Origin of the sequence: Sphingomonas bisphenolicum (genome assembly GCF_024349785.1) — a bacterium.
Taxonomy (GTDB): domain Bacteria; phylum Pseudomonadota; class Alphaproteobacteria; order Sphingomonadales; family Sphingomonadaceae; genus Sphingobium; species Sphingobium bisphenolicum.
The window spans coordinates 857,501-869,963 of sequence record NZ_AP018818.1 but is presented as its reverse complement, the minus strand read 5'-3'; the positions used below and the strand labels follow the sequence as shown (position 1 = coordinate 869,963).

2 protein-coding genes, 3 tRNA genes, 2 rRNA genes and 1 pseudogene are annotated in these 12,463 nt (G+C 61.2%); 3 read left to right on the top strand and 5 right to left on the bottom strand.

The window, feature by feature from the left end; all coding sequences use genetic code 11:
• Window positions 1-82 precede the first annotated feature (82 nt).
• The 3 genes and pseudogenes from SBA_RS22325 to SBA_RS22315 form a co-directional block, all read left to right on the top strand.
• Window positions 83-6,385: an autotransporter outer membrane beta-barrel domain-containing protein gene (locus tag SBA_RS22325; protein WP_261937067.1), complete on the top strand. Its 6,303-nt coding sequence runs from the start codon at window positions 83-85 to the stop codon at window positions 6,383-6,385.
• A 96-nt stretch (window positions 6,386-6,481) separates the two neighbouring features.
• The gene (locus SBA_RS22320) at window positions 6,482-7,558 is read left to right on the top strand and encodes a TIGR03032 family protein (RefSeq protein WP_261937066.1); all 1,077 of its coding nucleotides are present in this window, start codon (window positions 6,482-6,484) and stop codon (window positions 7,556-7,558) included.
• A 218-nt stretch (window positions 7,559-7,776) separates the two neighbouring features.
• Window positions 7,777-8,553: pseudogene (locus SBA_RS22315) on the top strand (DDE-type integrase/transposase/recombinase); the annotation flags it as partial.
• Window positions 8,554-8,731: 178 nt separating this feature from the next.
• Here SBA_RS22315 and SBA_RS22310 read toward each other — a convergent pair.
• From SBA_RS22310 to SBA_RS22290, 5 genes are all read right to left on the bottom strand, one after another.
• Window positions 8,732-8,808, bottom strand: a tRNA-Met gene (locus SBA_RS22310).
• Window positions 8,809-8,885: 77 nt separating this feature from the next.
• A 5S ribosomal RNA gene (rrf, locus tag SBA_RS22305) occupies window positions 8,886-9,000 on the bottom strand.
• Window positions 9,001-9,142: 142 nt separating this feature from the next.
• Window positions 9,143-11,936: ribosomal RNA gene (locus tag SBA_RS22300) — 23S ribosomal RNA — on the bottom strand.
• A gap of 276 nt (window positions 11,937-12,212) precedes the next feature.
• Window positions 12,213-12,288: transfer RNA gene (locus tag SBA_RS22295), tRNA-Ala, on the bottom strand.
• 12 nt (window positions 12,289-12,300) lie between these two features.
• Window positions 12,301-12,377: transfer RNA gene (locus SBA_RS22290), tRNA-Ile, on the bottom strand.
• Between the last annotated feature and the right edge of the window lie 86 nt (window positions 12,378-12,463).

Genomic DNA, 12,463 nt, shown 5'->3' with positions numbered 1-12,463 from the left:
GCGCGACGGCCGAATTGCGCGGCGCGACGGGATAGCGGGCTAATGGGAGCCTTCTTCCGTCGATGTCGCAGGGGGATTCGCCATGTTCGCGGTAGGCATTTCGCGCAGCTTTTTCGTCGTCAGTGCGCCGGAGCGCGACACGCAGACGGTTCTTGATCTCGCGCCCTTTTTCGAGACGAAGCCTGTTCCGAAGCGAATGACCTTCGTCGCCGGCACGGCCATGGTCGCCGCGCTGGCCTGCATGTCGTTCGCGGATCGGGCGGAAGCTGCCGGGGCCTGTGGCGACGTCAGCGAACAGGGTAGCGTGATCTGCGACGACAGCGGCAATCCTTTCGCCGACGGCATTGCCTATGGGGCGCAGCCCTCCGCCGCCGATCCGGCGTCCGACCTGCTCGATCTGGACATGCTGGTGCGCAGCGGCGTTGCCATCGTAATGCCGGCCGGCGGCAACGCCGCGCCCGCGATCGACCTTTCGGCGACAGACGCTGCCTCGGTCTCGCTCTACGCGGAAGAGGGTGCCGTGGTCGTGACCGAAGGCGTCGACCAGACCGGCCTCAAGATCAGGACGGCAAACGGCGACATCACGGCCATCGCCCCGGATATAGTGACGGCCGGCAGTTCAGCCCGCGGCATCGATCTTGAAACCAGCAACGGCGCGATCGACCTGCTCGCCCGCTCCGTCACCACCTATGGTGACGACGCACGCGCGATCGATGCGCGCGCGCTGAACGGCGGAGACGTGACTGTGATCGCCGAAGGCCCGATCGCCACCTATGGCGACCGGAGCGCCGCGGTCGCTGCCGGGGCGCGGATCACGCCGAATAGCGGATCGGGCAGCGTGACCGTCAGCGTTGGCGACATCTCGACCTGGGGCGATGGCAGCGATGGCCTAATCGCGCGCGGCGCGGACGCAGCAATGGCGCTGAATGGCGACATCGTCACGCGTGGCCAGAACTCTTACGGCGCCTATGTTCGGTCTGCTCAGGGCGATGCGTCGATCGGCGCATTCGGGACGATCGAAACCTTCGGTTTGGGCAGCGTCGGCATCGATGTCTACGGCGCCGGCGATGTCGCGGTTGTCGGCGGCGGCAGCGTCGTCACCCATGGTGCGCTTTCGACCGGCGTGTCCGCCCGATCCGATGCGGGCAACGTCGTGATCGACCTCGCCAGCGTCCATGCGACGTCGGAAGATTATAGCGGCTCGTTCGGCGTCATCGCCAGCACCGGCACCGGCGATGCGCTGATACGCATCATCGATGCCTCGACCGCCGCCGGCAGCGTTCGCACAGTCAGCGCATCCAGTGCATTTGGCGATGCCGCGATCGTCGCGACGGGCCTGATCGCCGCGACGGGCGAACGCGCCGTCGCCGTGGATGCCAGCGCGACGAACGGCAATGCTGCGGTCGCCGTGCAGGATGTGGTCGTGACCGGCTATCGCGCGACCGCGATCGATGTGGAAGGCTATTCGGCCGGCGTCCTGATCGACGGCACCGTGTCAGCCCAGGGTGGCGGCAATGGCAGCGACTTTGCGGTTCGGGTGCGCGGTGAGCGGCCCTATATCCCCGGATCGGTCGCAATCGGCCCGGACGGCGAATATGTCTATACCGACGGCAGTTTCGCCGACACCGGTGGTGACATTGCTATCGTCAATAACGGTACGGTAGAGGCTTCGGGCGGCGGCGTGGGCGGCATTTCCGCCTATACGCGCGGCGCGGTGACGATCAGCGGCAACGGCAATGTTTTCACGCAGGGCGACGAGGCCAAGGCGATCCAGATCCTCGCTGGCGCCGATGTGACGGTCGATCTGAACGATGTGGCAACATCGGGCGATTTATCGACCGCGCTGGAGATCGAAACGCCAACCGTCGCCACTGTTACCGTTGGATCGATTACGACGGAAGGCGCAGGGTCTCACGGCATCACCATCGCCGGGCGTACCGAAACCTACAATCTGCCAGGCTATTATGTCGGCGACCTTTATTATGGCGGCGAACAGATATCGATCCCCAAGCCGGCAACCGCGGCGGATATTCAGGTAGGCAGCGTCACCACGAGCGGCGCGTCCTCCAGCGGCATCACCGCCTATGTTCTGGGTGACGTCGCGATCGCCGCCGGCAGCGTGACCACGGCCGGTACCCGTGCCAACGGCATTACGACCCGCAGCGGGGGCGACGCATCCATCCTGGTGGATACGCTCTCCACCAAGGGGCGAAGGGCCGATGGCATCTTCGCCAGCGCCTTGGGCGAGGTTGCTGTCGGCGTAGGATCGGCCAGCACGACGGGCGATCGTGCGACCGCGATCAGGACGGTGTCCGCCGGTGACGCGACCGTGATCCTCGGTGAACTGACGTCTTCCGGCAACACCGCCACCGGCATCGACGTCACGACGGCCGGCGTGGCGAATGTCGCGCTCGGCACCGCCACGCTGGACGGCGACTACAGCACCGGCATCAGCATCAGCGCATCGGGCGGCGCCAATGTCGTCGCGGGCGACATCAGCGCGACCGGCTATTATGCGACGGGCATTTCGGTGGCGACGTTCGGCGATGCGACGGTCGCGCTGCGATCGGCCGATATCTCGGGAACCTACGCCAGCGCGATCGATGTCACGGCAGACGGTGATGCGACCGTCTACGCAGGCCAGTTGGCGGTCGAGGGCTATCGCGCCGACGGCATATTGGTGACGACAGGCGGCGCAGCCAATGTCGGCGTTCAATCCGCCAGCATCTCCGGCGCATATGGCAATGCGATCGACGTTACCGCGGCAGGCGATGTGGGTATCGTCGCCGGTCGGTTGGCGGCCGAAGGGGAGAGTGCGCAAGCCATATTGGTATCTAGCGGCGGCCGCACCACGATCGGACTGGAGTCGGGCAATGCCACGGGTGACTATAGTGGCGTGATCAGCGTGGAGTCGGCAGGCGACGTCGATATTCTCGCCGGCCAATTGTCCGCGACCGGCAACTACGCCGGTGGCATCTATGTCTATAATGGCGGCATGGCGACCGTCGCCGTCAATGCCGTCTCGGTGCAGGGCGAATCCAGCTCGGCTATCGATGTCACCGCCGCCAGCGGCGCGGCTATCGTGGCGGGCCAGGTCTCGGCAGAAGGCGATTATGCGGGCGGCGTGATCGTATCGACATATGGCCCCGCCAGCATCGCGCTCAATTCCGTGTCCGTGTCAGGACGTGAAAGCCAGGGGATCAGTATTGCTTCGGGCGCGGACGCCTATGTCGGGGTCGGTTCGATCATAGCAGAGGGTGCCGACAGCGTCGGTCTGGCCCTCCAGACCGCCGGTGCCGCCGATATACTGGTCGGCGCAGCCACCGTCAGCGGCGATGGCGCCAGCGCGATCGACATCATGGCAGGTCAGGATGTCGAACTGACCGTCGGTGATCTCACCGTCAGCGGCGATGGCGCACGCGGCGTCAACGTCCTCAGCGGCGGTGCCGCGTCGGTTACCGTGCTTGGCACCGTCATCGGTTCGGCAGACCAACTTCGCGGCCCCGACGTGCCTGCCGGTCCCGGCGGTCGGCTTCAGGACCCTGCCAGCGCGATCATCTCGGTCCAGGCGGCCGATGCCGCAGCGGTCTATCTTGACGGCAGCATCACCACCACGGGCACGCTGGAAGGCGGCATCGCGGTGCGCAGTCCCGGCGGTGCCTTGGTCAGCGGTACGGGCAGCGTGTCGACCAGCGGCGATGGCGCCACCGGCATCTATGCGGGTGCGACCCAGGGCAATGTGGTGATCTCGACCGGCACCGTCTCGACGCAAGGCGACAATGCGAACGCCGTGCATGCGCGCAGCTATGTCCGCGCCTATGCCGATGTCGCGTCGATCAAGACCAGTGGCGACGGGTCGATCGGCTTGCTCGTGGAGGCAGGCGAAGTTGCCGCCGCCATGGCCGGTTCGATCGCTACCAGTGGCGCGACGGCCCATGGCCTCGTCTCGCACAGCTATGGCGCGGCCTATGGTGCGGCGCAGAGCATCACGGTGACCGGCGCAGGCGCGCTCGGCATGGATGTGTCCAGCTACGCCCAGGGCAACGCAACGGCGATCGCCGGTACGGTGCATGTTGCCGATGGCAGGGGCATAGGCGTCTTCGCCGCCAATGGCATGGCCTCCATCACGGTCGAACAGCTTGTCCAGGCGAGCGACACCGGCGTCGGTCCCGGCCTTGCCGCCAGCGGTGCCACCGGCGCGTCTATCACCTTCGGATCGGTGCAGAGCAGCGGCGACGGCAATACGTCGGCGGTCGCGGCTTCTGCGACAAGCGGCGACATCCTGATCCAGGGCGGCACGATCATCGCGACCGGCGACCGGCGCAACGGGGTGCTGGCCACCGGTATGAGCGGGGACATCAGCATCGCGATCAGCGGCACTATCACCACCGACGGCGCGGGGGCCACCGGCATTTACGCTGCGACCGGCGGCGCGGTCGACATCGCCGCGAACCGCGTCGTGACCAATGCGACGCGCTATGCCTCGATCGAGGCGCAGGGCGCAAGCGTCACCCTGCGCGCCAATAGCGTAGAAGCGCGTGGCGACAATGAAACCGACGGCCCACTGGCGGCGGTCATGGCGAGCGGCGCAACCTCTGCCGACGTCACTGTCGGCACGGTCTTGGCCACCGGAACAGGCCGTGACGGCGTCGCCATCGCCTCTTATGGGACTGGTGCGCTGACGGTCGTGGCGGGCGGGACCGTCTCGGCCACGCATGATGCCGTGACGTTCCAGACCGGACGGGGCGCAAGTCTGATCAATGCGGGCACGATCTCCGGCGGCACCGGCGCAGCGGTACGCGCGACCGGCGCACCCATCACTATCGTCAACAGCGGTGCTATATCCGGCGCGCTGGCGTTGACCGACAGCAATGACAGCGTGATCAACAGCGGCACCTTGCGCCTGACGGACGGCACCAGCTTCGGCGCTGGCGACGATCGACTGGTCAACAGCGGCGCGCTGCTGCTGGCCGGCGACGTGGGTTTCGGCGCAGGCACGGACGCCGTCGTCAACCGCGGCACACTGCGCCTGGCACCCAATGGCGCCGCAAGCCTCGCGGCGCTCGCTATAACACCGGTCAGCCGCAGCGTCACGGGCCTCGAAAGCTTTGCCAACAGCGGCCTGATAGAGATGCGTAACGGCGTAGCCGGTGATACCCTTACGCTATCCGGCGCCTTTACGGGCAATGGCGCAAGCACGCTCGGCCTCGACCTTGCCTATGGCGCGACGATCAGCGCCGACAAGCTGGTGATCGGCGGCGCAGCGACGGGGTCGACCATAGTGGCGCTCGACATTAGCGGTACGCCGGAACTGGGCCGTACTCCGACGCTAATCCAGGCCGGGACGGGCACTTCTGCGACCGCTTTCACTTTGGCCGCAAACCAGGTTTCGAGCGGGCTGTTCCAGCGCGGCCTTGTGTTCGACACGGCGACCAACGGCTTCGCGCTGGCGATCGCGCCCTCGACCGCGGCCTATCGCCTGCTCAATATCGGTGAGACGGCGCAGTCGCTTTGGATCGAGAGCGCCGACAGCGTAGCGGCGCATCTGTCCGCCAATCGCGATGCGGGCGTGACCGGTTCCGGTTTCTGGATGTCGGCGGTCGGTGGGGTCGCCAAGCGTGACGAAGCCGGCATCTTCAACGCTTTCGGCTTCGATCAGGCGGCGAATATCGGCTATAAGCAGGATGTGTTCGGCAGCCAGTTGGGCGTCGATATCGGCAACGGCAATATCGGCTTTGGTCTCACCGGCGGCTATGCCAGTTCGATCGTCAGCTTCACCGGGTCGGTTGACCGCGTCAGCTTCGACGCCTGGAACCTGGGCGCTTATGCAAGCTTTAGCAGCGGCATATTGTTCGCCAACGCTCTGGCCAAATATGACTTCTACAATATCGATGTGAAGCTGGCGTCGGCAGGTGCGAATGGGAAGAAGATCGACGGCAACGCCTATGGCGCACGCGGTGAGATCGGCCTCAGCCTGGGGTCGGACGCCTTCCATATCGAACCGGTCGCCAGCATCTCCTGGCAGCATGTCTCGATCGATCCGCTCGATCTGCCATTGACGGTCGATTTCGACGATCTGGAAGGTGGCCGGGCGAGTGCGGGCCTGCGGCTACGCTCCACGCGCGACATAGGCGGCGGTGCGAAGCTGAACCTCTATGCGCAGGGCGACTATGTCCAGCCCTTTGGCGGCAAGGCGGCGGTGACGTTCAGCACCATGACGACCGGCGTATCGTTCGATGACGACAGGATCGGCGCCTATGGCAAGGGCCGGGTCGGGCTGTCGATCACGCAGGGGCGCATTACCGGCTTTATCGAGGGCGATACCCGCTTCAGCAGCGACTATCGCAGCGGCGGCGGCAAGGTCGGCCTGCGGATCGGCTTCTGACATTTAATCAAGGGGATAATTGCCGCGCCGGCGTTCAGGCCTTAATCCTCGAACGCCTGCACGGCGATCATTCCCCTTCACGATTCCGGATCCTGCATGTCCTCCACCACACCGCCGCCCGCTGCGAACCAGGCTACCAATCTCACCGTATCGCGTGGGCTTGCCGGCTGGCTTACCCAGCACCGCACCAGCATGGCGTTCAGCTGCTACCAGAGCGGCCAGTTGTTTCTCGTCGGCGTGCTGCCGAACGGCAGCGTGTCCTTCAATCAACAAAAATTCACCCGCGCCATGGGTTTGTGCTGGCAACCGTCCGGTCGGCTGTATCTAGGCGCGCTCGATCAGGTCTGGCGGCTGGAGAATATGCTGCGCCCCGGCGAAGTCGGTAACGGATCGTTCGATCAGGTGCTGATACCCCGCAATGCGCAGACGACGGGCGACATCGACATCCACGAACTGGGCGTCGACCCCGATGGCCACATCCTGTTCGTCAACACCAAATATAGCTGCCTAGCGACGCTCGACGTGCGGCACAGCTTCAGGCCGCTGTGGAAGCCACCCTTCATCTCCCGCCTTGCGCCGGAGGATCGCTGCCACCTCAACGGCCTCGCGATGGTGGACGGCAGACCAGCCTATCTGACGGCGGTCAGCCGTAGCGACGTCGTGAACGGCTGGCGCGAGCGGCGGCATGAGGGCGGTGTCCTCATCGACTATCGCGACGGCAGCATCATCACCGACCAGCTATCGATGCCCCACAGCCCCCGAGTCGATCGCGACGGCAGCATCGTCCTGCTCGATTCCGGTCGCGGCCGCATCTGCCGCATCGACCCCGTCAGCGGCATGCGCAAGGACATCGCCTTCTGTCCCGGCTTCCTGCGTGGCCTGGCACTGCACGACGGTTTCGCGTTCGTCACCCTGTCCAAGCCGCGCAACGGCACGTTCGCGGGCCTGCAACTGGACGACGAGATGCGCGGCCGAGACGCGACCGCCTGGTGCGGTGTGATGATCGTGGACCTGTCGACCGGCGACGTGGTCGAATGGATCAAGCTGGACGGTTTTATCGCCGAATTGTTCGACGTGGTCGCCATGCCAGGCGTGCGCTGCCCCATGGCGGTCGGCCCAGGAACCATCGAGATGCAGAATAATATTAGCTTTGAAGCACTGCCAGTAGACTGAATGGCCATCATGATGCAGTCGATGCGTTCTGATTGACAATGGCGCTGACGTACTCCCCTGGAATGTGACCGATTTTGAGTAGAGTCCGACGCGAAGGAGTCGGACGGAATGAAGCGGAGCAGGTTCAGCGAAGAGCAGATCATCGCGATCTTGAAGGAGCACGAAGCGGGAATGGACTTGTAACGGTTTTGTACCGGTCACTTGAGGAGACCGACGAGATGATCAAGCATAGTGAAGAGTTCAATCAGGAGGCAGTGCGCATTGCGCTGACCAGCGGGTTGCCGCGCGAACGGGTTGCGTCGGATTTGGGGATTGGCAAGTCGACCCTGAACAAATGGGTGTCACACTATCGTCCGTCAGACCTGGTGTCCGCGCCGCAGGCAGATCTTGCGCGGGAGAATGAACGGCTTCGCCTGGAGAGCCGTGTGCTCCGGGAGGAGAGGGAAGTTCTAAAAAAGGCAACCCAGTTCTTCGCGAGCCAAAGTCCGTGAGGTTCGCCTTTGTGCATGGCTGGCGGCATCGTTGGCCGGTGGAGTTAATGTGCCGTGTTCTGCAGGTCAGCGAGCGCGGCTATCGGTCCTGGCGCTCATGCCCGATCAGTCGCCGGGAGCGCACGGATATGAAGGCGCTCGCCCATATCCGGGAACAATATAGCCTGAGCCTTGCAAGCACAAGGTGACGACAGACAGCCATCATCGCCTGGGTGTCGCGGCGAACCGGCTGGACGGGGATTTTGCCGCCAATACGCCCAACCGCAAATGGGCCGGCGACATCACCTATGTCTGTACGTGAGAAGGCTGGCTTTATCTCGCCGTCATCCTCGACCTGCATAGCCGCCGTGTCGTTGGTTGAGCTGTCAGCGACAGGATGAAAAGTATCTTGCGACCCGGGCGCTGGATATGGCGGTGCGCCTTCGCCAGCCACCCGAGGGCTGCATTTTCCATTCCGATCGCGGCAGCCAATATTGCTCTTATGATTATCAGAAGAAACTGCAGGCCTATAGCCTGCGTCCATGCCCGGCTCCGGCTGAACGCGACCTTCAGCTTATGAGCCTGACGGGACGGCAGCACCAAAGGCAGTTCGGGTGGAACGCCGACGGCTGATGATCCTGGGGATCATCGGGCCAGGTCGTCTGACTGCTGACGTGGGCTGTGGTTCATTGGGTGCGACCTGTGGTTGCGGGAGCAGGATTTGAACCTGCGACCTTCAGGTTATGAGCCTGACGAGCTACCGGGCTGCTCCATCCCGCGCCAGAGGCACGACCAGAGATCGCAAAAGACGTTGTGAATGGGTTTTTTTGTGTTCCGATATATGCGCGAGCTTCAATGCCTGGCGACGCCCTACTCTTCCAGTGCTTGAGCAATAGTACCATCGGCGCAGACTGGTTTCACGGCCGAGTTCGGGATGGGATCGGGTGGGTCACAGACGCTATGGTCACCAAGCAATGAAGCTGGCGCATATATGGGTTTTTGATCGATGCCGTGCACATTTTGGTTCGTATATAAACATATATCTGGGCTGGCTTAACAACCTACGATCGCTGACATGCGCTGGAGACCAGTGCTGTCGTTGATGGTGGGACTCTTAAGCGCGAATAGGACAATTAGTATCGGTTAGCTTCATGCGTTACCGCACTTCCACATCCGATCTATCAAGGTCGTGGTCTTCGACCGTCCTAAGAAATCTTATCTTGAGGGAGGCTTCCCGCTTAGATGCTTTCAGCGGTTATCCCGTCCATACATAGCTACCCAGCTGCGCTCCTGGCGGAACGACTGGTACACCAGAGGTATGTTCAACCCGGTCCTCTCGTACTAGGGTCAACTCCTCTCAAATTTCGACGCCCACGGCAGATAGGGACCAAACTGTCTCGCGACGTTCTGAACCCAGCTCACGTACCACTTTAATTGGCGAACAGCCAAACCCTTGGGACCTGCTCCAGCCCCAGGATGTGATGAGCCGACATCGAGGTGCCAAACGATTCCGTCGATATGAGCTCTTGGGAATCATCAGCCTGTTATCCCCGGCGTACCTTTTATCCGTTGAGCGATGGCCCTTCCACGAGGGACCACCGGATCACTATGACCGACTTTCGTCTCTGCTCGACTTGTCAGTCTCGCAGTCAGGCGGGCTTATGCCATTGCACTCTAACAGACGGTTTCCAACCGTCCTGAGCCCACCATCGCGCGCCTCCGTTACTCTTTAGGAGGCGACCGCCCCAGTCAAACTACCCACCACAGAGGGTCCCTGTACCGGATAACGGTACGAGGTTAGACATCAGAAAACAGCAGGGTGGTATTTCACCTATGGCTCCACATCAACTGGCGTCGATGCTTCAAAGCCTCCCACCTATGCTACACAGCTCTTTCCTAATGCCACTCTGAAGTTGCAGTAAAGGTGCACGGGGTCTTTCCGTCTAACCGCGGGTACTCCGCATCTTCACGGAGAATTCAATTTCGCTGAGCATATCCTGGAGACAGTGGGGAAGTCGTTACGCCATTCGTGCAGGTCGGAACTTACCCGACAAGGAATTTCGCTACCTTAGGACCGTTATAGTTACGGCCGCCGTTTACCTGGGCTTCAATTCAGAGCTTGCACTCCTCCTCTTAACCTTCAGGCACCGGGCAGGCGTCAGGCCCTATACGTCGTCTTGAAGCCGACTTAGCAGAGCCCTGTGTTTTTGCTAAACAGTCGCTACCCCCTGGCCTGTGCCCCCCATCAGAACTTGCGTTTAGATGGGGCCTCCTTCTTCCGAAGGTACGGAGGCAATTTGCCGAGTTCCTTCAGGATACTTCTCTCAAACGCCTTGGTATACTCTACCATTCCACCTGTGTCGGTTTAGGGTACGGTCTATACGGAGGGGCTATTTCCTGGGACACCTTCCCAGCCAGGAGCAATCCAATAAGCCCTGACCAGTTACGGCATCCGTCACACACCTCCAGGCCCACGAATATTAACGTGGTTCCCATCGACTACCCCCTTCGGGCTCGTCTTAGGGGCCGGCTTACCCTGCTCAGATTAGCTTTAAGCAGGAACCCTTGGAATTTCGGCGACAGTGCATCTCACACTGTTAATCGCTACTCATGTCTGCATTCGCACTTCCGATACCTCCACGGTCGGTTACCCTTCCGCTTCAACGGCCTACGGAACGCTCCGCTACCGCGTGATCATAAGATCACACCCTAAGCTTCGGTGCATCACTTTAGCCCCGTTACATCTTCGCCGCAGGATCTCTTATTTAGACCAGTGAGCTGTTACGCTTTCTTTAAAGGATGGCTGCTTCTAAGCCAACCTCCTGGTTGTTTTGGAAATCCCACATGCTTTCCCACTTAGTGATGACTTGGGGACCTTAGCTGTAGGTTAGGGCTGTTTCCCTTTTGACGACGGACCTTAGCACCCGCCGTCTGTCTGCCGGACTAGACTCGTTGGTATTCGGAGTTTGGTTAGTATTGGTAGATCTCGCGACCCCCGCAACCATCCAGTGCTCTACCCCCAACGGCAATCATCCGACGCTCTACCTCAATAGATTTCGCGGAGAACCAGCTATTTCCCGGCTTGATTGGCCTTTCACCCCTAAGCACAACTCATCCGACAATTTTTCAACATTGAACGGTTCGGTCCTCCAGTGCGTGTTACCGCACCTTCAACCTGGTCATGCATAGATCGCCGGGTTTCGGGTCTAATGCATCAAACTATGGTCGCCCTATTCAGACTCGCTTTCGCTGCGCCTACACCTAACGGCTTAAGCTTGCTTGATACACTAAGTCACAGACCCATTATGCAAGAGGTACGCGGTCAGGTCTCAAGGACCCTCCCACTGCTTGTAGGCATCCGGTTTCAGGTACTGTTTCACTCCCCTCATCGGGGTGCTTTTCACCTTTCCCTCACGGTACTGGTTCACTATCGGTCATGTACGAGTATTTAGGCTTGGAGGGTGGTCCCCCCATGTTCAGACAGAGTTTCACGTGCTCCGCCCTACTCAAGTCCTGAGATATCATTTTCGCATACGGGGCTGTCACCCGCTATGGCGTCCCTTTCCAGAGACTTCTGCTAATTATATCCCAGGCGCTGGCCTGGTCCGCGTTCGCTCGCCACTACTAACGGAATCTCGGTTGATGTCTTTTCCTCCGGGTACTGAGATGTTTCAGTTCTCCGGGTTCGCTTCACCAAAGCCTATTTTATTCAGCTTAGTGATACCTCTCCCATTTAACACGGATCCTGATTGCTCAGGACCAGTCTTAAATGGTGAAGGTGGGTTATCCCATTCGGAAATCGCGGGATCAAAGCCTGCTCACGGCTCCCCCACGCTTATCGCAGCGTGCCACGTCCTTCATCGCCTGTACATGCCAAGGCATTCACCAGATGCCCTTACCTCACGCTTGAGAGTCCACACCACCAACGACAATACTGGGTAGCATTTGCCGTCAGCTGTATCGGTGTGGTTATTAAACTCAGCCAGATAATCTTGTGTGTACGACATTTGATCGATCGTCCGCCATTTCCTTGCGGAAACGCCGAAAAACCAACCCCATGTCGCCACGGCATCGATTAAAAAACCCATTCACAATGTCAAAGAGGCTCGCAGGGCGAGCCATATCACCGGACGTATCCGGCAAACCGCTACTCTTCATCTCTAGAGAAACTGGTACAACACACATGGTGGAGCTTATCGGGATCGAACCGATGACCTGATGCTTGCAAAGCAACCGCTCTCCCAGCTGAGCTAAAGCCCCTCACCATGTTGCTGGTGGGCCGGGGAGGAGTTGAACCTCCGACCTCACGCTTATCAGGCGTGCGCTCTAACCACCTGAGCTACCGGCCCAGCTGCCAATCAGGCTGCGTTAGCAGCCAGAGGCGCTTGAGCCTGCTCAGCTATCAGCACAACGTTACCGTTGCGCTAATCTCTAG

Excerpts from the sequence above, each read along its gene's own strand:
- SBA_RS22325 (WP_261937067.1), top strand. The coding sequence starts at position 83 with ATGTTCGCGGTAGGCATTTCGCGCAGCTTTTTCGTCGTCAGTGCGCCG.
- SBA_RS22320 (WP_261937066.1), top strand. The coding sequence starts at position 6,482 with ATGTCCTCCACCACACCGCCGCCCGCTGCGAACCAGGCTACCAATCTC.